General features: G+C 64.5%; 21 protein-coding genes. 9 read left to right on the top strand and 12 right to left on the bottom strand.

Annotated elements, in window-relative coordinates:
• Positions 1-30 precede the first annotated feature (30 nt).
• On the top strand, positions 31-1,155 hold the full coding sequence (locus I6F38_RS23140) for a hypothetical protein (protein ID WP_225161919.1): 1,125 nt from the start codon (positions 31-33) through the stop codon (positions 1,153-1,155).
• An 18-nt stretch (positions 1,156-1,173) separates the two neighbouring features.
• Here I6F38_RS23140 and I6F38_RS23135 read toward each other — a convergent pair whose 3' ends face one another.
• From I6F38_RS23135 to I6F38_RS23125, 3 genes are all read right to left on the bottom strand, one after another.
• The gene (locus I6F38_RS23135) at positions 1,174-1,764 is read right to left on the bottom strand and encodes a Smr/MutS family protein (protein WP_225161918.1); all 591 of its coding nucleotides are present in this window, start codon (positions 1,762-1,764) and stop codon (positions 1,174-1,176) included.
• Positions 1,761-3,287 carry an MltA domain-containing protein gene (locus I6F38_RS23130; RefSeq protein ID WP_225161937.1) on the bottom strand — a complete coding sequence of 509 codons (1,527 nt, stop codon included), beginning with the start codon at positions 3,285-3,287 and terminating at the stop codon, positions 1,761-1,763. Before I6F38_RS23130 ends, I6F38_RS23135 begins: the two co-directional genes overlap by 4 nt.
• 67 nt (positions 3,288-3,354) lie before the next feature.
• Positions 3,355-4,059, bottom strand: a complete 705-nt coding sequence (locus tag I6F38_RS23125) for a Tim44/TimA family putative adaptor protein (RefSeq protein WP_225161917.1) — start codon at positions 4,057-4,059, stop codon at positions 3,355-3,357.
• A 421-nt stretch (positions 4,060-4,480) separates the two neighbouring features.
• Here I6F38_RS23125 and secB point away from each other — a divergent pair, with 421 nt between their 5' ends.
• The gene (gene secB, locus I6F38_RS23120; RefSeq protein ID WP_028341992.1) at positions 4,481-4,972 is read left to right on the top strand and encodes a protein-export chaperone SecB; all 492 of its coding nucleotides are present in this window, start codon (positions 4,481-4,483) and stop codon (positions 4,970-4,972) included.
• Between the two features lie 167 nt (positions 4,973-5,139).
• Here secB and dnaQ read toward each other — a convergent pair whose 3' ends face one another.
• Genes dnaQ through I6F38_RS23100 form a run of 4 tightly spaced genes read right to left on the bottom strand, consistent with a single transcriptional unit; the run spans position 5,140 to position 7,991 of the window.
• On the bottom strand, positions 5,140-5,865 hold the full coding sequence (gene dnaQ, locus I6F38_RS23115; protein WP_225161916.1) for a DNA polymerase III subunit epsilon: 726 nt from the start codon (positions 5,863-5,865) through the stop codon (positions 5,140-5,142).
• A 30-nt stretch (positions 5,866-5,895) separates the two neighbouring features.
• Complete coding sequence (gene coaE / locus I6F38_RS23110; protein ID WP_225161915.1) at positions 5,896-6,495, bottom strand: dephospho-CoA kinase; 600 nt, start codon at positions 6,493-6,495, stop codon at positions 5,896-5,898.
• Between the two features lie 40 nt (positions 6,496-6,535).
• Complete coding sequence (locus tag I6F38_RS23105) at positions 6,536-7,144, bottom strand: Maf family protein (RefSeq protein WP_225161914.1); 609 nt, start codon at positions 7,142-7,144, stop codon at positions 6,536-6,538.
• 10 nt (positions 7,145-7,154) lie between these two features.
• Complete coding sequence (locus tag I6F38_RS23100) at positions 7,155-7,991, bottom strand: pyruvate, water dikinase regulatory protein (protein WP_016841463.1); 837 nt, start codon at positions 7,989-7,991, stop codon at positions 7,155-7,157.
• A 473-nt stretch (positions 7,992-8,464) separates the two neighbouring features.
• On the opposite strand from I6F38_RS23100, the gene hemJ reads away from it, so the two are divergent.
• Both hemJ and rho read left to right on the top strand, forming a co-directional pair.
• Positions 8,465-8,887, top strand: coding sequence for a protoporphyrinogen oxidase HemJ (hemJ, locus tag I6F38_RS23095; protein WP_225161936.1), 423 nt, complete (start codon positions 8,465-8,467; stop codon positions 8,885-8,887).
• A gap of 252 nt (positions 8,888-9,139) precedes the next feature.
• Positions 9,140-10,405, top strand: a complete 1,266-nt coding sequence (gene rho, locus I6F38_RS23090) for a transcription termination factor Rho (protein ID WP_021078151.1) — start codon at positions 9,140-9,142, stop codon at positions 10,403-10,405.
• A 234-nt stretch (positions 10,406-10,639) separates the two neighbouring features.
• On the opposite strand, the gene I6F38_RS23085 is transcribed toward rho, so the two are convergent.
• Positions 10,640-10,804: a hypothetical protein gene (locus tag I6F38_RS23085; protein WP_225161938.1), complete on the bottom strand. Its 165-nt coding sequence runs from the start codon at positions 10,802-10,804 to the stop codon at positions 10,640-10,642.
• Here I6F38_RS23085 and mnmE point away from each other — a divergent pair.
• From mnmE to I6F38_RS23060, 5 genes are all read left to right on the top strand, one after another.
• On the top strand, positions 10,734-12,029 hold the full coding sequence (gene mnmE / locus I6F38_RS23080) for a tRNA uridine-5-carboxymethylaminomethyl(34) synthesis GTPase MnmE (protein WP_249794261.1): 1,296 nt from the start codon (positions 10,734-10,736) through the stop codon (positions 12,027-12,029). The genes I6F38_RS23085 and mnmE overlap by 71 nt on opposite strands.
• Before the next feature lie 233 nt (positions 12,030-12,262).
• Complete coding sequence (gene mnmG, locus I6F38_RS23075; protein ID WP_225161913.1) at positions 12,263-14,146, top strand: tRNA uridine-5-carboxymethylaminomethyl(34) synthesis enzyme MnmG; 1,884 nt, start codon at positions 12,263-12,265, stop codon at positions 14,144-14,146.
• A gap of 135 nt (positions 14,147-14,281) precedes the next feature.
• Positions 14,282-14,947 (top strand): 16S rRNA (guanine(527)-N(7))-methyltransferase RsmG, encoded by a 666-nt coding sequence (gene rsmG, locus I6F38_RS23070; RefSeq protein WP_225161912.1) that lies wholly within the window; start codon positions 14,282-14,284, stop codon positions 14,945-14,947.
• A 31-nt stretch (positions 14,948-14,978) separates the two neighbouring features.
• Positions 14,979-15,830 (top strand): ParA family protein, encoded by an 852-nt coding sequence (locus I6F38_RS23065; protein WP_028342002.1) that lies wholly within the window; start codon positions 14,979-14,981, stop codon positions 15,828-15,830.
• Positions 15,831-15,974: 144 nt separating this feature from the next.
• Complete coding sequence (locus I6F38_RS23060) at positions 15,975-16,865, top strand: ParB/RepB/Spo0J family partition protein (RefSeq protein WP_225161911.1); 891 nt, start codon at positions 15,975-15,977, stop codon at positions 16,863-16,865.
• A gap of 126 nt (positions 16,866-16,991) precedes the next feature.
• Here the strand turns inward: I6F38_RS23060 and holA are convergent, their stop codons facing one another.
• From holA to I6F38_RS23040, 4 genes are all read right to left on the bottom strand, one after another.
• A complete protein-coding gene (holA, locus tag I6F38_RS23055; RefSeq protein WP_225161910.1) occupies positions 16,992-18,023 on the bottom strand; it encodes a DNA polymerase III subunit delta in 1,032 nt (343 codons plus the stop codon).
• Positions 18,024-18,031: 8 nt separating this feature from the next.
• Positions 18,032-18,589: an LPS assembly lipoprotein LptE gene (gene lptE / locus I6F38_RS23050; RefSeq protein WP_028342005.1), complete on the bottom strand. Its 558-nt coding sequence runs from the start codon at positions 18,587-18,589 to the stop codon at positions 18,032-18,034.
• On the bottom strand, positions 18,576-21,212 hold the full coding sequence (leuS, locus tag I6F38_RS23045; RefSeq protein ID WP_225161909.1) for a leucine--tRNA ligase: 2,637 nt from the start codon (positions 21,210-21,212) through the stop codon (positions 18,576-18,578). Before leuS ends, lptE begins: the two co-directional genes overlap by 14 nt.
• A 223-nt stretch (positions 21,213-21,435) precedes the next feature.
• On the bottom strand, positions 21,436-23,127 hold the full coding sequence (locus I6F38_RS23040; protein WP_225161908.1) for a diguanylate cyclase: 1,692 nt from the start codon (positions 23,125-23,127) through the stop codon (positions 21,436-21,438).
• Between the last annotated feature and the right edge of the window lie 67 nt (positions 23,128-23,194).

Below are 23,194 nucleotides of genomic sequence, written 5' to 3'. Positions count from 1 at the left end.
CTTGCCCGGGACGACGAGAGTGGGCGATCTATGAATCTGCGGGTGTGGCAAAACCCCTGGCGCCTGATGCTGGCCGTCAATGCGGCCGTGCTGGTCGGCGTGTTCCTGCACAAGATCGCGCTGCCGCCCTTCGTTCCCTACATCCATCTGCTGGTCGACTATCATTACGGCTTCACCAAGCGCGCGCTGGTCGGGGCGATCGTGTCGCTGTTCACCGACAAGGTGCCCGTATGGCTGGTGTTCGCGCTGGCCGGCGCGATCTGGCTGGTGACGCTCGGGCTGTTCATCAAACTGTTCCGCCGCACATTCGGCTTCAACGACGCGCATTGGCCGTTGTTCGTCTTCATCGCGGGCTCGCCGTTCTTCCTGAAGAACTTCATGCACACGCTCGGCCATTTCGACATTTATGGCTGTGCGCTGACGATCGTGCTGCTGCTGATCCCGGCGCGCTCAATGGTGTATGTGCTGATCGCCGCGCTGTTCTCGATCCTGCTGATCCTGGTCCATCACATCTTCGTCTTGATGTATGTGCCGACCATCGCGGCGATCGTGGTGCTGCGCTTTTATCTGGTGCAGGGCGTGACGCCGCGGAACGCCGTCTTCGGCATCGCAGCGCTCGCCGCGGTCGGCATCCTGTTCCCGGTCGCGCAATTCGCTGGCACGGTCGACGTGCCCTATGACGAATTCATTCGTCATCTGCAGAGCCGGATGGCCGATCCATCACGCACCAACCTGCTTCAGTTCGGCTACATCTGGTACCAGCCGCTGTCGAAGGAGTTCGCCGACACCTGGGCGCGCATGCCATCGAACATCCTGGGCGTTCCGGTGTTTGCGCTGCTGATCTGGCTGCACACGCCGCTATGGCGCTATTTCGCGCGGCTGATTGGCGCGCTCGCGAGTGATCTGCATCGCAGAATCGTGCTCGGCGCGCTCGTTGTGATCAGCGCCGGCTATTTCGTGATGTTCGTGACCGTGTTCGACTATTCGCGCTGGATCTCGAACTGGGCGGTCTGCATGTTCCTGATGCTGCATGCCACCAGGATGCTGCCGGCGTCGAAGGCTGTGCCGGTGATCCCGTCAGACGATAGCAAGACCACAATCCTCGGCTGGATCGTGACGGTGATCCCGCGCGTCGGAATCGTCCGACCGTTCTAACATTTTCGCTGATCATGCTCAGCGCGCGCGCCGGACACGCACGTAAAGCGCGCCCGCGCCGCCATGGCCGATATGCGCTTCCTCGAAGCCGACGACCAACGAGCGGAATTCCGGCAGGCTGAGCCATTCCGGAACCTGGCGGCGCAGCACGCCGCGTTCGGAATCGAGGCCACCGACCTTGCCCTTGCCGGTGATGACGAGCACGAAAGTGAGCCCGTCGCTGTGCGCGCGCTGCAGGAAGGTGAACAGCATGCGATGCGCGCGCCTCTGCGTCATGCCGTGCAGATCAAGCCGCGCATCGATCTCCTGCCGGCCGCGCGACAACTTTGCGCGTTCGCGGCGGCCGATCGGCGCCAGCGGCGGCACGTGCGGACGTTGCGCCGGCGCAGCCTTGACCGCTGTCGCGGGCTTGACCGGGATGGGTTTGGCAATCGCGTGATGGGTGGCCGGATCAGAGGCGGTGGCGTGGGCCTTCGCGGCGACCGGCCGCTTGCGCAGTGGCTTGACCTGCTTTGCCACGCTCTCCCAGAGCGCACGCTCCTCTTCGCTCAGCGCGCGCTTGCGCCGCGACGGAGCGGACAGATCGGGGATCGGCGCGGGTCGTTTCATTGATCGCGGTGATGGCGATAGCGCCGGAAGCGCCGCTTCTCCGGTTGCGGAATATCGGGCCGGGCGACCGGCAACGGCACCGGTTCTGCCACAGGTGCGGCCTGCGCGACAGGGGTGGTTGCTGCCGGCGCTGCGGGCGCCACATCCTTCGCGGCCGGGTTCTTGGCGGCGCCGGTGCCTGAGTCTTTCGCCGCGCTTTTGGCGATGCCGGCGGTCGGCACATCCGCAGCCTTCGCCGCCGGCTTGTCCTTCGGCGGCTCGGTCTGCGGAAACAGCTTTGCGATCTTGGCCGAGGGCCGCTCATCCGGAACCGGCAGCTTGTGGCCGCGCGCGACGGGGTCGAGACCCCTCGGCACCAGCATGACGAATTGCATGTTGTGCCGCAGCCGGCCCGAGACCTTTCCGGCTTCCGCACCGGCGCCGAAATAAAGATCGGCGCGCGCCGGCCCGACGATGGCCGACCCGGTGTCCTGCGCGATCATCAGCCGGTGGAACGGCGTCTTCGACTGTTCGGATTCGATCGGCAGCTCGCCGGCGATGAAGAACGGCGTACCGTAGACATGCAGCGCCTTGTCGACCGCGATCGAGCGGCCCGGCGTCAGCGGCACGCCCTGCGCGCCGACGGCCTCGTCCTTGTCGGACAGCGGGACCTCGCGGAAGAAGACGTAGGAGCGGTTCTGCCGCCGCAGGTCGTTGGCGCCGTCGGGGTTCTGCTCCATCCACTCCCTGATCTTCTGCATCGACATCTGATCCTTCGGGATGATGCCGCGGTCGATCAGGACGCGTCCGACCGGCGTATAGGGATAACCATTATGCGCATCGTAATTGATGCGCAGCGTGGTGCCGTCCTCGAGCTTGATCCGCGCCGAGCCCTGGATCTGCGCGAACAGGAGATCGGTCTGGCTCTTCAGCCAGCAGATCTCGAGCCCGCGGCCGGCGATCGCACCGTCCTCGATCTGGCCGCGGTCGTAATAGGGCACGAGCTTGCGCCGGCCGATCTTGCGATACACCGCGCCGCCATTGGGCAGGCCGACCGAATTCTGCGTCTTGCCGCGCACGAACAGGTTGGACGGGCGGCGATAGACCGGCACGTTGTAGACGTCGGTCTGGGTCCGCGATCCATCGAGCACCGGCTCGTAGTAACCGGTGACGAAGCCGGCATCCTCGCCGAGCCGCGAGATGCGCAGCGGCACAAAATTCTGCTCGAAGAAGTCCTTCGCCTTGACGCCGTCGCTCAGCGCGAGCCCCTTGGCGAGCCGGCAGGGATCGCGCAGCGAGCTCCCGAGCGCTTTCGAATCGGCAGGCGCCCCCTGCTGGCCCGCGATCGGCTTGCAGCTGGTACGAAACGCCTTGTAGGCCGCGAGATGATCGTCGGCGCTCCAGCCGGCGACGTTGGACCAGGCGAGCGGCTCGTACTGGCTGCCGCTGACCTGCAGCGGCATTTCCAGATTGGGATAGGGGATCGGGTGGCTATGCTCGTGTCGCGGCGGAGGGTGCCGGCTTGATCGGTAGCGCGCCGCGATCGCTGCGGTGGAGCACAGCACCGCGAGCGCGCAGCACGCGACCGCGAGCCGCCCGTAGCTGAGATGCTTAGTGAGCGCTTCCAGTGCCAACCAGCTTCCAATTCGGATCGCGGGAAGTCGAGTCGCGGGCGAATGTCCAGATATCGGTGATGTCGGCGACCTTGTCCGGGCTGCCGTCGACGATGGTGCCGGCCTTGTCGCGCGTGACCGAGATCATCTGCGACACGAAGCGGACGGTGAGCTGGGTCGAGCGGTCGCGCGCCTCCGCGCTGACGATCTCCGCCTTGTCGATCGAGACGAACCGCGTCTCGGTCTTCTGCTCGTGCTTCTCGCGGTCCTTGATCGCGGCCTCGAAGCTTTCATAGACCTCGGTCGACAGCAGATCGCGCAGCGCGCGGCGATCGCCATTGGCGAAGGCCAGCACGATCATTTCATAGGCCGAGCGGGCGCCTGAGAGGAAATGCCGCGGATCGAACGAGGAATCCTGGACGGCCACCGCGTCGAGACCCTGCTCCAGTGGCGTGCCGGGCTCGGCGATGCCCTTCCAGCGTTCCGTGGGCTCGACCGGCTCGGCTGGCGCAGCCGAGGCCGGCTGGTCGATCACCGATCCCGGGATCGGAACGACGTTGTTATCCTGACCGCGCTGCACGACGTTGGGCGCGGCGCGATCATAAGGCGGCCGCTCGCTTCCCGTGCGCTGTCCGAGAACGCTGCGCAGACGCAGGAAGATAAACACGGCCAGCGCCAGGAAGATGATGGTGTAGATATCCACGTCGAATTCGCTTTCTGGTCTCTGCCGGCAACGGGCCGGCCGTCAAAGCGTTCCCGGTCGGGAACAGCAGAGATTACATCACCGATAGAGTCCGCAGATGTAGGCACGAAACTATGCCCGGCCAATGGCGCTTTTTGGCACGGGCAAGTGTAGCGCGTTTTGACCCCCGGGGGAAACCGTTCCTTTCAGGAAATCGCGTATCTTCAATAATTTAGGAAGCTGTTAAGAGATTGGACCGGCTCACGCGCGCCGCCCTTTGCCGGGAGAACTTGCCGCGGCCCCGCCGGAACGCGCCCGTTCGTCGTCCTTGTGGACCGAGCCGGGCCTATGATAGCCACTCGCCCGGCATCGGCATTCTCAACACCTTAACGCGTGCCGTCGGACATTCTGTCCATCGAGCGCTGCTCCAGGAGACATTTTCATGACCAATGGCAACGGCGCCCCCGTCGAACAACAGCCCGCTCCCCAGCTCAACGTATTGGCGCAGTACACCAAGGACCTGTCGTTCGAGAACCCGAATGCGCCGGCCTCGCTCGGCCAGCAGCAACAGCAGCCGGCGATCAACATCCAGATCAACGTCTCCGCCAACAACCTGTCGGAGAACGAGTACGAGGTGATCCTCTCGATCGAGGGCAAGGCCGAGACCGCAGGCAAGGTGATGTTCAGCTTCGACCTCGCCTATGCCGGCGTGTTCCGGATCGTGAATGTGCCGAAGGAGAACCTGCACCCGCTGGTCATGATCGAGTGCCCGCGGCTGCTGTTCCCGTTCGCACGCGAGATCGTCGCGACCGCGGTCCGCGACGGCGGCTTCCCGCCTTTGTTGCTCGACCCCGTCGATTTCCTCGGTCTCTACCGCCAGAACATGGAGCGGCAGGCGGCCGCCCAGGCTGCTCCCGGCGTCAAGCCGAGCTGAGTTCTAAACTCGAGAAAATGTAACACGCGCGGAAGTGTGATCCGTCATCCTGAGGAGCCCGCGCTTGCGGGCGTCTCGAAGGATCGACGGCCCGACTGCGGCCGCGCATCCTTCGAGGCTCGCTCCGCTCGCGCCTCAGGATGACGGGGATAGAGCGCAATAGGGGCTCAAGCCGCCGGTGCTGCAGCAGGCGCTGGCGGCGGCAGGTAATCGTTCCAGATCGGCTTGTCGCCGAGCGTGGCAATGAAGGCCCTGTGGGCCTCTCGATCGGCGTCACTGACCCGCGCGACTAGCGGGGTCTCGCGCTGCCGCCGCGGCGTGTCGCCGCTATGGCCGCCCGCCCGCGCATCCGACGTTTCCGACGCCAGGATCAGCTGCGACTGCCGCGCGCCGATCAGGTCGATATAGACCTCGGCCAACAGCTCGGCGTCGAGCAAGGCGCCGTGCTTGGTGCGGCGGGAATTGTCGATCTGATAACGCGAGCAGAGATCGTCGAGCCGGTTCGACACGCCGGGATGCTTGCGCCGTGCCAGCAGCAGCGTATCGACCAGCTGGTCCTTCGGGATCGCCTTCCGCTTGATGCGGTCGAGCTCGGCGTTGATGAAGCTGATGTCGAACGACGCGTTGTGGATCACCAGCGGCGTATCGCCGATGAAGGCCAGGAACTCGTCGACCACTTCAGTGAACAGCGGTTTGGAAGCCAGGAACTCGGTCGACAGCCCGTGCACGGCGAACGCTTCCGCCGGCATGTCGCGCTCGGGATTGATGTAGACGTGGTAGGTCTGTCCCGTCGGCATGCGGTTGAAAATCTCGACGCAGCCGATCTCCACCAGCCGGTCGCCGCGCAGCGGATCGAGGCCAGTGGTTTCGGTATCGAGAACGATTTCGCGCATGACGTGATGGAATCCGAAAAGGCGGGCGAATCAGGCGCGCCGCTTCGGCATCTTAACAACCTCGGCCAGAATGTCGCGGATACGCGCCCGCACCGGATCGAGACCGTGCGAGGTATCCACTATGAAATCCGCGCGCTTGCGCTTCTCGGCGTCCGGCATCTGCTTGGCGATGATGGCGTCGAGCTTGGCCGCATCCATCGTGCCGCGGGCCAGCACCCGCTCGCGTTGCAGTTCCGGCGAGGTGGTGACGACAACGACGGCATCGACACGCTTCTCGCCGCCGGTCTCGAACAATAGCGGCACGTCGACAACGACGATCGGGTTACCTGCGGCTTCCGCATCGGCGAAGAATTTCTGGCGCGACGCGCCGAGCATCGGATGCACGATCTGCTCGAGTTGCTTCATCGCAGCAGGATCGTGCACCACGCGCGCCGACAGTTTCGCGCGATCGACCTTGCCGCCGGCGGTGGTGCCGGGAAAGGCGGCCTCGATCGCCGGCGCGGCTTCACCTTCGTAGAGCTGATGCACGGCCGCATCGGCGTCATAGACCGGCACACCGGCCTCCATGAACAGTTTGGCCGTGGTGGATTTCCCCATCCCGATCGAGCCGGTCAGTCCCAGAATCAGCATCGCATCAACATCGGTTCAGCATCTCTCCCGTCGCCACGCCTCACACCGCGAGCAGTTTCTCGCCGCGCAGGAACGCCAGCAGCGACAATAGCGGCAGGCCGAGGATGGTGAAATGGTCACCTTCGATCCGCTCGAACAGATGCACGCCGAGGCCCTCGAGCTGGTAGGCGCCGACGCTGGTCGTCACCGCCTCCCCGGCATGGTCGAGATAGCTCTCGATCTCGCCGGCAGCGAGCCGTCGCATCGTCATGCGGGCCACGCTCACATCGCTGAACAGGACCTGTCCATCGCGTGCGACCGAGACGGCGGAATGCAGCTCATGGGTCCGTCCGGCGAGCAGGCCGAGCTGCTCGGCAGCCTGCGTGCGGCCGGCGGGCTTGCTGAACATGCGCTGCCCCAGCGCCAGCGTCTGGTCGGCGCCGACGACATATTGACCGGGCCTCTGCCTGGACACGAACAACGCCTTCTCGCGCGCCAGGAGCGACGCGATCTCGCCCGGGGCCGAAAGGCCGGAATTCTTCTGCACCGCGCGTTCGTCGATGTCGGCCGGCAGCGCCTCGAAATCGAGGCCGGCATTTTCAAGCAGCATCCTTCGCGCGCGGCTCTGTGACGCGAGGATCAGCTTCTGTGGGGCGCACCAGATGCTCATGACGTGGGAATCATTCCGACGGTCGCGCGCGCTGGCGGTCGTTGAAGAGTTTCATCACCGCGGCCGCGGTCTCCTCGATCGAACGCCGTGTGACGTCGAGCAGCGCCCAGTTGAATTTCGCGCTGAGGCGCCGGGCAAAGGCAACCTCGTCGGCTACCGACTGCTTGTCGATGTAGGTGTCATTGTCGCGGTCGCCCATGGTGAGCAGCCGGTTCTGTCGGACCTGGATCAGGCGCTCGGGCGTCGCATGCAGGCTGACCACCAGCGGCTTCTTCAGGGTCTCGAGCTGGTGCGGCAGCGGGATGCCCGGCACCAGCGGCACATTCGCCGTTCGGATGCCGCGGTTGGCGAGATAGATCGAGGTCGGTGTCTTCGAGGTACGGGATACCCCGACCAGTACGACATCGGCCTCCTCGAGGCCTTCGACATGCTGACCATCGTCATGCATCATCGTGTAGTTCAGCGCATCGATGCGGCGGAAATATTCCGCGTTCAGCACGTGCTGCGCGCCGACGCGCCCGGTCGTCGCGGCACCCAGATACGCCTCGAACAACTGCATCACAGGCCCGATGATCGACAGGCTCGGAACGTTGATCTCCTTGCATTTGCCCTCGAGCCGGCCGACCAGATCCTTCTCCAGCAGCGTGAACAGGACGATGCCGGGCGATTCCTCGATCTCGTCGAGCACGCGATCGAGCTGCTTCTGGCTGCGCACCAGGGGATAGACATGCTCGACCGCGGTCACATTGGCGTATTGCGCGGCGACCGCGCGCGCCACGGTGATCAGCGTCTCGCCGGTCGAGTCCGACACTAGATGCAAATGGAAGTAGTTGGAGGTCGTCGGCACCAGAGCCCCTGTCTATCCTGTGAATCCCTGTGGAGGTCGAGGAGAAGAATCCGGGTCCATGGCCAGGCCCCTGTATATCTCGCCCCATTCTTCACAGCACGTCGCAAAAGGATAAGTCGACGTCATGGCGGAGATGATAGTGAAGCAGTGTGGATTTGTCTCTTCATAAGCTGACCACAGACGCACGCAACCAATTGAGTCCTGCGACAGATTCCGGATATCCGGCGCAGCCGACCGGAATGTTGAGGGATGTGAACAAGCGCGCAGCAACCGCTGGACCGGATTGCATGAGTCAAATTCACTGCCATTAAGACTCAAACCTTAGATTCTAAAATTAATTAGGTTTAGGAGAGCCGTGTGTGCGGATATGTATCCGTCCCTCGCCGGCGAAGCCTTGCGCGCAGCGCTGAGCCCTCCCGAACTGTTCCCCGAAAGGCATCACTGCGATGTTCGACTGGATCAACGCCCTGCCGATCTATGCCTGGGTCAAGGCCCTGCACATCGTCGCCGTGATCTCGTGGATGGCCGGCATGCTCTATCTGCCGCGGCTGTTCGTCTATCATTGCGAGGCCGAGGTCGGCTCCAGGCAGTCCGAGACCTTCAAGGTCATGGAGCGGCGGCTTTTGAAGGGGATCATCAACCCCGCGATGATCGTGACCTGGCTGGCCGGGCTTTTCCTGGTCTGGGCCGGACACTGGTACCTATCCGGCTGGTTTCACGTCAAATTTGCGCTGGTGCTCGCCATGTCGGGTATCCACGGCTTTTTGTCCCGCTGCGTGAAGGATTTCGCTGCCGACGGGAATCAACGAACCCAGAAATTCTATCGTATTATCAATGAGGTGCCGACGGTTCTGATGATCCTGATCGTGATCATGGTGGTGGTGAAGCCGTTCTAGACATCACGATGGTCAAGACGCATGCTTCAGTCCTTCTTGCGAAGGACGAATCGATTTTCTATATAGGATTTATCCCACCCCACGCAGGCGGATGTGGTCGCGTTCCGGTTCTTTTCGGACCGGCGCCGCATCAGGTTTGAAAGCCCAAACGGCACTTTCCTGGCTGAGACCTGCGGACCTTCCTTTGGCGTCCGCTTTTTCCAGAGCCACCTCGCACCCCTTCCCTACCTACTTCCTCACAGGACGACCCCAATGCGGGAAATCAAACTCCAGGACCTCAAATCGAAAACGCCGGCCGAGCTCGTCTCGTTCGCGGAAGAGAATGGGGTCGAGAATGCCAGCACGATGCGTAAGCAGGAGCTGATGTTCGCAATTCTCAAGCAGCTCGCGATCGCCGAGACCGACATTATCGGTGAGGGCGTTGTCGAGGTGCTGTCCGACGGCTTCGGCTTCCTTCGTTCGCCCGACGCGAACTACCTGCCCGGCCCCGACGACATCTACGTTTCGCCGTCGCAGATCCGCCGTTTCGGCCTGCGCACCGGCGACACGATCGAAGGCCATATCCGCAGCCCGAAGGAAGGCGAACGCTATTTCGCGCTGCTGAAAGTCAACACGCTCAATTTCGAAGATCCGGAAAAGTCGAAGCACAAGGTCAATTTCGACAACCTCACGCCGCTGTTTCCCAATCAGCGTTTCCGCATGGAGCTCGAGGATTCCACCAAGAAGGACCTTTCCGCGCGCGTGATCGATATCGTCGCGCCGATTGGCAAAGGCCAGCGCGCGCTGATCGTGGCGCCGCCGCGCACCGGCAAGACGGTGCTGATGCAGAACATCGCGCACTCCATCACCGCCAATCATCCCGACTGCTATCTGATCGTGCTTCTGATCGACGAGCGTCCGGAAGAAGTCACGGACATGCAGCGCTCGGTGAAGGGCGAGGTGGTGTCGTCGACCTTCGACGAGCCTGCGGTGCGTCACGTCCAGGTCGCCGAGATGGTGATCGAGAAGGCCAAGCGCCTCGTCGAGCACGGCCGCGACGTCGTGATCCTGCTCGATTCGATCACGCGCCTCGGCCGCGCCTACAACACCGTCGTGCCGTCATCCGGCAAGGTGCTGACCGGCGGTGTCGACGCCAACGCGCTGCAGCGTCCGAAGCGCTTCTTCGGTGCCGCGCGCAACATCGAGGAGGGCGGTTCGCTGACCATCATCGCGACCGCGCTGGTCGATACCGGCAGCCGCATGGACGAAGTCATCTTCGAAGAGTTCAAGGGCACCGGTAACTCCGAACTGATCCTCGACCGCAAGGTTTCGGACAAGCGGACCTTCCCGGCGATCGATATTGCCCGTTCCGGCACCCGCAAGGAGGAGCTGATCACCGATCCGCAGGTGCTCAAGAAAATGTACGTCCTGCGCCGCATCCTCAATCCGATGGGCACCATGGACGCCATCGACTTCCTGCTTGACAAGCTCCGGAATACGAAGAGCAACTCGGAATTCTTCGATTCCATGAACACCTGAGGCCACGGCCGAAAGGAACAGGGCGTTCCGCACAAACGGGGCGCCTTTTTTCATGCTGCGGATTTGCTGCAGCGAAGTGCAGCATAAAAGGAGTGGCCCCCGCACTGATTTTTCAGCTAACTATCTGAATTTATTCATATTTATATCGTAGCTTTGTGATCTAGGTGACGACACCGCAGCAAAATTGCTGCGCGGCTGCTGCAGTGAAATCAGATCATGCTGCGTCGCAGCATTTTACGGTATGGGGTGCGCAATCGAAGCGGCATTGCCTTTGCCGATTTGCTGGAAGAAATAGGCGATGCATCCGCGCGACCAGACCATCTTCGCATTGTCCTCCGGACGGCCGCCGAGTGCGATCGCCATCGTCAGGTTGTCTGGCCCAATGGCCGAGTCGGTCATTGTAGGACTGGCGGGCAGGACGTCGGTGCCGCGGCTGGCGACCCGCGCGCTGCTCCGCGATTCGAACCATCAACCGATCGATGACGCGGTCGTGCTGTGGTTTCCAGGCCCGGCCAGTGCCACCGGCGAAGACGTCGCCGAATTTCATGTCCATGGCGGACGCGCCGTCTTGGCGGCGATGTTCGATGCGATCGCGGCATTCGACAACGTGCGGCCGGCCGAGCCGGGCGAGTTCACCCGGCGGGCCTTCGAGAACGGCAAGCTCGACTTGACCGAGGCCGAGGGCCTCGACGACCTGATCCACGCCGACACTGACCGTCAAAGGCGCCAGGCGCTGCGCCAGTTGAAGGGGTTGCTCGGCGACCGCGCGCGCGACTGGCGCGAGCGGATCATCGCGGCGTCGGCGCTGATTGAGGCCGGCATCGATTTCTCGGATGAAGGCGATGTGCCGGCCGAGCTGATCGGGCCGGCGCTCGAGAAGATCCGCGCGCTGCATGATGAGATCAAGCAAGTCCTTGCAGGGCAGGGGCTTGGCGAGCGGTTGCGCGACGGCCTGGTGGTCGCGATCGCCGGTCCGCCGAATGTCGGCAAATCAACCCTGATCAATCAGCTCGCCAAGCGCGAGGTCGCGATCGTCTCGCCACATGCCGGCACGACCCGCGATGTGATCGAGGTGCAGCTCGACCTCGATGGCTATCCGGTGACGGTCATCGACACTGCCGGCATCCGTGAGACCGACGACCCGGTCGAGCAGGAGGGTGTCCGCCGCGCCCGCGCCCGCGCCGCGGAGGCGGACCTCGTGCTGTGGCTGGCCGACAGCGGCGATGCAAAGGCGGGACATGGCGGAGCGACGCCGACCTGGCTGGTGCGGAACAAGATCGACCTGGTCAGGACCGCGGCGGGCGAGGGTGGCAGTTACCCCGAATTCAGGATCTCGGCTGCTCGTGGCGACGGGTTGTCAGAGCTCATCGCCGCGCTGGTCGGGTTCGCTCAGGACTATTTTGGAGCCAGCGAAGCCGGCTTGATCAGCCGGACGCGGCAGCGCGGATTATTGCAGGAGACCGTCGAATCTCTCCAGCGCAGCATGGACGTGGTCGGGCAGGGCGAAGAACTGGCGGCGGAGGAACTCCGCCGGGCTGCCTACTCACTCGGTCGTCTACTCGGCCGGGTGGACGTCGAAGACATTCTTGATGTTATCTTCCGCGAATTCTGCGTCGGGAAGTAGCGGGCGCCCATCTGTTTCACGTGAAACATGGTTTCGATCTGGTTAAGGAACCCTCATCCTGTTTCACGTGAAACAATTGCCGATCATACAGCCGCACTGTTTCACGTGAAACGGTCCCATCCGTCATTGCGCGCGAAGCGAAGCAGTACATATTTGCCTCGGGCTTCGGTCTCAGAGCGGCGATCCCAACTTCGTTCTTCCGGCTTTCATGACTCCACGATAGAAGTCCCGGCATGACTTCCAGGGCAGACTCATTTGACGTCATCGTCATCGGCGGCGGCCATGCCGGCTGCGAGGCCGCGAGCGCTTCTGCCCGGATGGGCGCGAAGACTGCCTTGGTGACCCATCGTTTCGCGACCATCGGCGCGATGTCGTGCAATCCCGCCATCGGCGGGCTCGGCAAGGGTCATCTGGTCCGCGAAGTCGATGCACTCGACGGTCTGATGGGCCGGGTGGCCGACGCCGGCGGCATCCAGTTTCGCATGCTCAATCGTCGAAAGGGTCCGGCGGTTCGTGGCCCCCGGGCCCAGGCCGACCGCAAGCTCTATGCGGCCGCGATGCAGGCCGCGATCACCGAGACCGCGAACCTCAGCGTCATCGAAGGCGAGGCGGATGAACTGGTCGTCGTCGATGGCCGCGTGACCGGCATTTGCCTGGGCGATGGCCGCCGGCTGTCGGCGGGGGCGGTTGTCATCACGACCGGCACCTTCCTGCGTGGTCTGATCCATCTCGGGGAAAAGAATTGGCCGGCGGGTCGGGTCGGCGAGGCGCCGGCCATGGGCCTGTCTGCTTCCTTCGAACGGGCAGGGTTTTTGCTCGGCCGGCTCAAGACCGGGACGCCGCCGCGCCTCGACGGCACCACGATCGACTGGTCCGCGGTCGAAATGCAGCCCGGAGACGAGCCTCCGGAGCCGTTTTCGGTCATGACTGACCGGATTACGACCCCGCAGATCCAGTGCGGCATCACCCGGACCACGCCGTCGACCCATGAGGTGATCCGCGCCAATGTGCATCGCTCGCCGATGTATTCCGGTCAGATCAAGAGCTCCGGACCGCGCTATTGCCCCTCGATCGAGGACAAGATCGTCCGCTTCGGCGACCGCGACGGCCATCAGATCTTCCTGGAGCCGGAAGGGCTCGACGACACCACTGTCTATCCGAACGGCATCTCGACCTCGCTGCCGGAAGAGGTCCAGCTTGCGATCCTCGCCAGCATTCCAGGCCTCGAGCGGGTGAAGATGGTCCGGCCGGGCTACGCGATCGAATACGACCACGTGGATCCGCGGGAGCTCGATCCGACCCTGCAGACCAAGCGTCTGCGCGGGCTTTTCCTGGGCGGCCAGATCAATGGCACCACGGGCTATGAGGAGGCGGCGGGGCAGGGCGTTGTCGCCGGGCTCAATGCGGCGCTCGCTGCCGGCGATGCCGATCCGATCGTGTTCGACCGCGCCGACGGCTATCTCGGCGTGATGATCGACGATCTCGTGACCCGCGGGATCACCGAGCCCTATCGCATGTTCACCTCGCGCGCCGAGTACCGGCTGACCTTGCGGGCCGACAACGCCGACCAGCGCCTGACCGACAAGAGTATTGCGCTCGGATGCGTCGGAACGGCTCGCGCCGAGCGCCATCGAACCAAGATGGCGGCGCTGGATGCGGCCAAGACCTTGGCGAAGTCGCTCGCGATCACGCCGAATGAGGCCGCCAAGCACGGGCTCGCGCTCAATCGCGACGGCCATCGCCGGTCGGCCTTCGAGCTGCTGGCTTACCCCGAGATCGAGTGGCCCGCGGTCCGGGCGATCTGGCCGGAGCTGTCGGCCATTGACCCTGCGATCGCGGTGCATCTCGAGATCGATGCGAAATACGATGTCTATCTGAAGCGCCAGACCGCCGATGTCGACGCCTTCCGGCGTGACGAGGGCCTGGTTCTGACCGACGTCGACTACGCCGATGTGCCGGGTCTCTCGAACGAAGCGCGCGCCAAGTTGCAGACGGCGCAGCCGCGGACGGTCGGGCAGGCGGGCCGGATCGACGGCATGACGCCGGCGGCGCTCGGTATTCTGGCGGCCTATCTCCGGCGGGAAGCCCGGCGGAAGACTGCGAAGGCATCTGCCTGACGTTTCACGTGAAACGGGAGGCGGTCCGTCATTGCGGGGGAGCGGAAGCGACGAAGCAATCCATCGCTTCCCCAGATGGCACTATGGATTGCTTCGCTTCGCTCGCAATGACGAGCTCGACCGGCATTCCAGAGAATGGCTTCAACTTCACAATCCGCCGAACTCAGCGTCTCCGCCAAGGACAAGGCCGCGGCGCTCGCGCTGACGCCTGTTTCACGTGAAACAGAGGCGCGCCTCGACCGCTACATCGCTCTCCTCCTGGCGTGGCAGGCCAAGACCAATCTCGTCGCGCCATCGACCCTGCCGACCCTCTGGACCCGCCACGTCTCCGATTCGCTGCAGCTCCTGGGCCTCGCGCCGACGGCGAAGTCGTGGGTCGATCTCGGCAGCGGCGGCGGCTTCCCCGGCGTCGTGCTGGCCTGCGCGCTGGCCGAGACCCCGGGCGCGTCGATTCATTTGGTTGAGCGAATCGCCAAGAAGGCGGCATTCTTGCGCGAGGCGATACGGGTGACGGGCTCGCCGGGGGCGGTGCATCTGGCTGATATCGGGGATACTGTGGATAGAATCCTGGGGCCCATCGATTGCGTCACCGCGCGGGCGCTGGCTCCGTTACATCAACTCATCGGCTTTGCGGAGCCGTGGGTCAAAAAGGGCGCCAAGGCGCTGTTTTTGAAGGGTCAAGATGTAGAGGCCGAATTGACCGAGGCCACTAAATATTGGATTATTGAGCCAAAGCTACACTCCAGCCGGACCGGCGGACAGGGCTGGATCGTCGAACTCGGGTCAATCGAGCGGCGCTAGGGGACTCCGCGAGAGCAAATGGTATTTTGGTATGACTGTGATGGACGAGGTTTATCAAGAGGATAAGGCGTCCCAGCCGCCTGGCCATCCGCGCATCCTGTCGCTCGCCAACCAAAAGGGCGGCGTCGGCAAGACCACCACAGCGATCAATCTTGGGACCGCACTCGCTGCGATTGGCGAGCGCGTCCTGATCGTCGATCTCGATCCGCAGGGCAACGCCTCGACCGGCCTCGGCATCGATCGCCGCAACCGCAGCTGCTCGACCTACGACGTGCTGATCGGCGAAGCGCCGCTGCGCGATGCCGTGGTCGCGACCGCGGTGCCGCGGCTGCATATCGCCGCCTCCACCATGGACCTCTCCGGCCTCGAGCTCGAGCTCGGCACCACGCCGGGCCGCGCGTTCCGGCTCCGCGATGCGATCGCAGGATTGAACAACAATGTCTCGCCGGAAGCCGACTACACCTATGTCCTGATCGACTGCCCGCCCTCGCTCAATTTGCTCACGGTGAATGCGATGGCGGCGTCGGACGCGATCCTGGTGCCGCTGCAATGCGAGTTCTTCGCGCTCGAAGGTCTGTCGCAATTGCTGCAGACCGTGGAGCAGGTGCGCTCGACGCTCAATCCGAGCCTGTCGATCCACGGCATCGTGCTGACCATGTTCGACTCGCGCAACAACCTCTCCAACCAGGTGGTTGCCGACGTGCGCCAGTTCATGGGCGACAAGGTCTATGACACCATGATCCCGCGCAACGTGCGCATCTCGGAAGCACCGTCCTACGGCAAGCCGGTCCTGGTCTACGACCTCAAATGCGCCGGCAGCGATGCGTATCTCAAGCTCGCCACCGAAGTGATCCAGCGCGAGCGCGAGCTGCGCACGCATTGATGTTGCGTAGGATGGGTAGAGCGAAGCGAAACCCATCACTCTCATTGCGAGCCGCGATGGGTTTCGCTTCGCTCTACCCATCCTACGTTTCTTCTGAAATTCAAGTCTGGAGTACTGCGTGTGAATCCAAGGGAGCTCGCAACAATGGCCGATGAAGCGCGTTCGCGACTGGGGCGCGGGCTGGCAAGCCTGATCGGAGATGTCGGAGGCGAGGCGGCCGCGCATGTCGAGCGGCCGCGCAACCAGCGCAAGGTGCCGATCGAATTCCTCAAGGCCAACCCGCGCAACCCGCGGCGCACCTTCGCCGACACCGAGCTCGGCGAGCTCGCCGATTCGATCAGGCAGCGCGGCGTGATCCAGCCGATCGTGGTGCGTGCGATCAAGGGCGCGCAGGACCGCTACGAGATCATCGCCGGCGAGCGCCGCTGGCGCGCCTCGCAACTCGCCGGCCTGCACGAAGTGCCGATCGTGCCGGTCGAGGTCTCTGATTCCGACGCGCTCGAGATCATGATCATCGAGAACGTCCAGCGCGAAGACCTCAATGCGATGGAAGAGGCGCAGGGCTATCACGCGCTCGCCGACGAGTTCAAACGCAGCCAGGAAGAGATCGCCAAGATCGTCGGCAAGAGCCGCAGCCATGTCGCCAACATGATGCGGCTGACCAAGCTGCCGGCCGAGGTGCAGGCGCTGATCTCGAAGGGCGATCTCTCCGCCGGCCACGCCCGCGCGCTGATCGGCGTGCCGGATCCGCTCGCTGCAGCGAAGCGCATCGTCGCCGAAGGCCTCAACGTCCGCCAGGCCGAGGCGCTGGCGCATGAGGAGGGCGTGCCGGAGCGCAAGCCGCAGAAGGCGCGCAGTGGCAGCGCGGCCAAGGTCGACAAGGATGCCGACACGCTGGCGCTCGAGAAGCGCGTCAGCGATGCGCTCGGCCTTGCCGTCACCGTCAGCCATCGCGATCCCGGCGGCACCGTCCAGATCAGCTACCGCAACCTCGAGCAACTCGACGAGGTGGTGCGGCGGCTCGAGGGCGGTTAGTTTTTCCGTCGTCCCTCCACGTCATTGCGAGGAGCGATAGCGACGAAGCAATCCATCTTTCCGCGCGTGCGGAGCGGTGGATTGCTTCGCTTCGCTCGCAATGACGTCTCCAAATACAGCTCGATATCACCCCCGCCGCTTCGCATTCGCCGCGATCGAGAGCAGCGCGCGCTGCGCGATCACGGCGGCGAGCGAGGCCTGCTTGCGCATGTCCAGCGCCGCGGTGGCGAGCAGATCGATCACGCTCACCAGCCGCGGCGGCGTGAAATTGCGCAGCGCGATCTCGACCGCAGGCTTGCGCGAGAAGTGCAGCCGCGGGAAGCCGCCGTCGAGCACGGCCGACGCCGGCGTGCCGTCCGCGATCGCCAGCGCCGATTTGTGCAGCCATGCCGCCTGGCGCTGCGCGGCCGAGATGATCACGCCGGGATAGGTGCCGGCGACCATTGCTTTCGTGAACTCGCTCTCGACCAGCGCGGCGTTGCCGGCGAAGGCGCCGTCGACGATCGGATCGAGCTTCAGCTCGGAGGCGTCGGACACCACGGTCATGACGTCCTCGAGCGTGATCTCGCCCTTGCCGTGCGCGAACAGCGCCAGCTTGCGCAGCTCGTTGCGCGAGGCCATGCGGTCGCCGCCGAGCAGCGACATCAGCACCGCGCGCGCGTCCTGCGCGAGCCGCAGATTCGATACGCGCAGCTCGTCCTCGATCAGCTTGGTGAGGTCGCGCTCGGTATCGGGATAGCAGCCGATCGCTACTGCATTCTTGGCGCGCTCGCAGATCTTGCGCAGCGGCGATTCCGGCCTGAGCTCGCCGGCCTCGATCACGATGCGGCAATCCCTGAGCGCTGTGGTCTCGGTCAGCGTCTCGACGCCGCTCGAGAAGTTGCGCGAGCCGGCGCGGACGCGGATGGCGCGGCGGCCGCCGAACAGCGGCACCGTCATGGCCTCGTCGACCAGCCGCGACGGTTCGGCGGCGAGTTCGTCGCCATCGAGCCGCACCAGCGAGAATGGATCGTTGGGATCGTCGACCGCGGAGGCCATCAGCGCGTCCGCACGCTCGCGCACCAGCCCGAGGTCCGGGCCGTACAGCAGGATGATCGGACGGCCGGCGTCAGGCCGGGCGAGGAAGCTGTCGATCTCTTTTCCGCGAAGCGCGACCAATGCGGCGATCAGGTTCCGGTGGAGAAGAAGGAGGCGAGCCGGGTCTGGATGTTGTCGGCGATCTCCTGCGCGGCGCGGTCCTCGGCGTCGCGGAAGGCGCGGGCGCGGGCGAAGCGCTGGTAGGAGCCGGGCATGTCGTAGGACACGCGCGAGAACGTGGTGCCGGTCATCACAGACTTGTTCGACGCGATCTCGACCAGGTTGAACTGGGCGTCGATGCCGTAGTTCTCGCTGGTCGGCAACGCCGTGGCCTGGTCGATCATCAGCGAGGAGCGGCTGGTGGTGAAGCGCAGCACCAGCCGATGCGTCGGCGGTGCGCCGGTGGCGGTGCCGTAGAGCTTGAAGGCGAGGGCGTTGCGGACCTCGACGCCGACCCGGGCCTCACGCGAGGCGTTCGGCTTGTCGACCGGCGGAACCTCGACGCCCATCAGCTTCTCGCGCAGAGCGGACGACTGGCCGTCGAGGGTGCGCTCGGCATACATCGGCTGGAAGCATCCGGCCGTCAGCGCGGCCAAGGCAGCCACGGCCACGAGCCGGGCGGCGATCCTGATCCTAGCCGACAACATTGACGATCCTCATGGGCACCACGATCACCTTGCGGACGGGTTTGCCGCCCAAGGCGGCTTTTACCGCATCGAGCGCCAAAACGGCAGCCTCTATATCCGCATTTTGGGCCGCCCGTGGCACGGTAACATCACCTCGTTTTTTACCGTTGACCTGGACGACCAGGGTCACGCTGTCTTCGACCAGCAAATCGCGTTCGATTTGCGGCCAATCGGCCTCGGAAACCAGCCCGGCCTGGCCCAGAACCACCCAGCATTCCTCGGCCAGATGCGGCATCATCGGCGAAAACAGCTGCACCAGGATGGTCGCCGCCTCCTTGACGGCCCAAGAAACATCTGGAGCCAGGTCCGGCGCCGGCTTGTCGCCCTTCGCCAGCACCTCGGACAGTGCATTGGCGAACTCGCGGATATGGGCGAGACACACGTTGAAATGCAGCCGCTCGATCCCGGACGACACCTTGTCGAGCGCGCCGTGGGCGGCCTTGCGCAGCGCCAGTGCCTCGGATCCGAACGTCGCCGGCCGTGCTGCCGGCGCCGCCTTGGCGATCTCTGCCGATTCGTTGACCAGCCGCCACAGCCGCTGCACGAAGCGCGAGGCGCCCTGTACGCGCTCGTCGCTCCAGATCACGTCGCGGTCCGGCGGCGAGTCCGACAGCATGAACCAGCGCGCGACGTCGGCGCCGTAGCTCGCTATGATGTCGTCGGGATCGACGGTGTTCTTCTTCGACTTCGACATCTTCTCGATCGGGCCGATCGCGATGTCCTCGCCGGTCGCCATCAGCACCGCGCGGCGGCCGTTGCCGCCAACCTCGATCTTCACCTCGGCCGGCGTGACCCAGCTGCCGTCGGCCTTCTGGTAGGTCTCGTGCACCACCATGCCCTGGGTGAACATGCCGGCGAACGGCTCGCTCATGTCGACGTGGCCGGTGGCCTTCATCGCGCGGGTGAAGAAGCGGCTGTAGAGCAGATGCAGGATCGCGTGCTCGACGCCGCCGATATACTGATCGACCGGCATCATCCGGTTGGCGACCGCAGGCGTGGTCGGCGCGGTCTCGTTCCACGGGTCGGTGAAGCGCGCGAAATACCAGGACGAGTCCACGAAGGTGTCCATCGTGTCGGTCTCGCGCACCGCCTTGCCGCCACACTTCGGGCAGCTGACGTGCTTCCAGGTCGGGTGATGGTCGAGCGCGTTGCCCGGCTTGTCGAAGCTGACATCCTCCGGCAGCGTCACCGGCAGCTGGTCGCCGGGCACCGGCACCACGTCGCAGGTCGGACAGTGGATCACCGGGATCGGGCAGCCCCAGTAGCGCTGGCGTGAAATGCCCCAGTCGCGCAGCCGGAAATTCACCTGCCGCTCGCCGACCGGAGCATTGCCACGCAACTCAGCCTCGAGCCGCTTGGCGACCTCTTCCTTGGCCGCGCCGATCGTCATGCCGTCGAGGAAGCGCGAATTGATCATGCGGCCGTCACCGTCATAGGCGACGTCGGTGATGACGAACGTCTTCGGGTCCTGGCCCTCGGGGCAGACCACCGGCACATTGCCGAGATTGTACTTGTTGACGAAGTCGAGGTCGCGCTGGTCGTGCGCCGGGCAGCCGAAGATCGCGCCGGTGCCGTATTCCATCAGCACGAAATTCGCGACATAGACCGGCAGCTTCCAACTCGGATCGAACGGATGCGCGGCCTTGATACCGGTGTCGAAACCCTGCTTCTCGGCCGTGTCGATGATCGACTGCGCGGTGCCGATCTTCTTGATGTCGGCGATGAACTCCGCGAGCTTCGGGTTCTTCGCGGCGGCCGCCTGCGCCAGCGGATGATCCGCCGAGATCGCCATGAACTTGGCTCCGAACAGCGTGTCCGGTCGCGTGGTGAAGATCTTCAGCTCGCTCTCGCCGGCAGGCGTGGTCGCCGCATCCAGCGCGAAGCGGATCAACAGGCCCTCCGAGCGGCCGATCCAGTTGCGCTGCATCAGCCGCACCTTGTCGGGCCAGCGGTCGAGACCATCCAGCGCTTCCAGGAGCTCCTGCGAGTACTTCGTGATCTTGAAGACCCACTGGCTCATCTCGCGCTGCTCGACGACGGCGCCCGAGCGCCAGCCGCGGCCGTCGATCACCTGCTCGTTGGCGAGCACGGTCATGTCGACCGGATCCCAGTTCAGCTTGCGCTTCTCGCGCTCGGCGAGGCCGGCGCGCAGCATGTCCAAAAACATCTTCTGCTGATGCTTGTAGTAGCTGGGGTCGCAAGTCGCGAATTCCCGGCTCCAGTCGAGCGACAGCCCGATCGACCGCAGCTGTTTCTTCATCGCGGCGATGTTGTCGTAGGTCCAGGCCTTCGGCGCCACCTTGCGCTCGATCGCGGCATTCTCGGCCGGCAGGCCGAACGCGTCCCAGCCCATCGGGTGCAGCACGTTGTAGCCCTTGGCGCGCATGAAGCGGGCCAGCACGTCGCCGAGCGTGTAGTTGCGGACATGGCCGATATGGATGCGCCCCGACGGGTACGGGAACATCTCGAGCACGTAGTATTTCGGCCGCGGATCGTCGTTCTTGGAGGCGAAGATCGCCTTTTCGTCCCACAGGCGCTGCCAGCGGGGTTCGGATTCACGGGCGTTATAGCGTTCGGCGGTCATGAAATCGCAAGGATTTTGGGTGGCTTTGGGTGATTTTCGGGTCCCGTCCGGGGACGGCGGACTAGGCCACAAAAGCGCCTGCGCGGTCAACGGCTTGGGGCCTCCAAACGTCCCATCCCCTCGCGCAGCCGCCCTGCCGCTGTCGCAGAGGCTCCGTCTGCAGCCTCCTCGTCGCCGATGGTCATGGTTCCGCGCTCATCGTGACGCTCGATCACGCACGATCTCAGCTCGCCAGCGCCATCCCGGCTTCGTCCAGCGTCTGCAGGAACCCGTGCTCGATCACGGCATTCCTGCCGCGGCGCTTGGCGGCGTAGAGGGCGGCATCCGCAGCTTCGATCAGGTCGCCGGGGCGCTGGGTCTCGTTCGGCCTGGTCGTCGCGACGCCGACGCTGACGGTGACGACGCAATGGCTCGAGGATGCATGCGGCACGGCGAGGCCAAGCACGGCGGTGCGCACGGTCTCGCCGATCGCGAGCGCATGCGCGGCGTCGGTGTTCGGCAGCAAGAGGCAGAATTCCTCGCCGCCATAGCGGCCGGCGAAGCCCATGGCGTCGGCGGCGATCCCGGACAGCGCTTCGCCGATTCGGGTCAGGCAGGCATCGCCTTCGGGATGGCCGTAGGTGTCGTTGTAGAGCTTGAAGTGATCGACATCGATCATCATCAGCGACAGCTCGCATTCATATTGCTGCGCCCGCATCCATTCGAAGTCGAGCCGGCTCTGGAAGCCGCGGCGGTTGGCAAGGCCCGACAGCGCGTCGATCGAGGCCATCACGGTGAGACGATCGTTGGAGGCGACGAGCTCGCGCTCGCGCTGGCTGAGCTGCGCCGCCATCGCGTTGAAGGCACGCGCCAGCGGCACGAATTCCGCCGGCAGCTTGTGCTTGGCGACGCGCGCCGACCAGTCGCCCTCGCCGAACCGCCGCGCCATGCCGGTCATCAGCTCGATCGGATGGATGACGAGCCGCTCGGCGCCGACCAGCGCACCCAACAAGACGAACAGGCAGACGAAGCCGAGCTGCAGATAGGCGGTGCGGATCTCGCGGTTGATCGCCGCGGTCACCTTGGCCTCGTCCATGCTCACGATCAGCCGGGATTGCGTGCCGGCGATGCGCGCGAAGCTCAGCGTGCGCTGTGCGCCGTCGGACGCCGTGAACGACACCGAGCCGGACGGCTCGTCATAGCTCAGCGCCTTCTCGGCGATCGCCGCCATCAGCGGGATGGTGTCGAGCGAGCGGCCGATCAAGCTCGCCTGATCCGCAGGCGCGGCGATCACGACGCCGGTAGAGTCGACCAGCACCGCCGACATGCCGGGCTGGCCGCCGAGATTGGCCATGATCTGCGACAGCCAGTCGATATTGATGCCGGCGACCACGACGGCATCCTGCTCCGGATTGATCGCGGCGACCGGATAGGCGGCCATCATCATCGGGCGGCCATTGGTCCTGCCGCGCAGATAGTCGCTGAACACGAAGCCGCGGTTGTCCTGCGCCTTCTTGAAATATTCGCGGTCGCCGACATTGAGGCCGACCTGGACGTTGAGGGTCGAACACTGCACCAGCCCGTCCCTGGAGACGAACATGATGCTGCGGATCCAGGGCAGCACCGTCGGCAGGCTGGCGCGCAGCACCTCGCAGCTCTGCGCGATGCCGCCGGAGGCGCGGATGTAGGCGGCGGATTTCAGCATGGTCTCGACCGAGGAGACCACCTCGCGCTGGGTTTCCGCGGCATGCGCGGTGAGGCTGGCATAGCCGGCCGCGGCCTGCGCGACCTGCTTGCTGCGGGAATCCTCCAGCGTGCGGACGCGGTCCAGCATGAGGGGCGCGACCAGCATCAGCGCAAGCAAGGCCAGCCGGGCACGAATTCCCAGAACCTTCTTGAGCCTGACCCGGTTGCGGTTGAAAGTGACGCCCGACATTCTATTCCCTTGCCCGTGCGCAAGTTAGAATGCAGGGCTTCAAAAAGCCTTTCCCGAATTTGGTAAA

The sequence above is a fragment of the Bradyrhizobium sp. BRP56 genome, assembly GCF_020194035.1.
GTDB classification, from domain to species: Bacteria; Pseudomonadota; Alphaproteobacteria; order Rhizobiales; family Xanthobacteraceae; genus Bradyrhizobium; species Bradyrhizobium australafricanum.
This window is presented reverse-complemented; position numbering and strand designations above follow the sequence as displayed.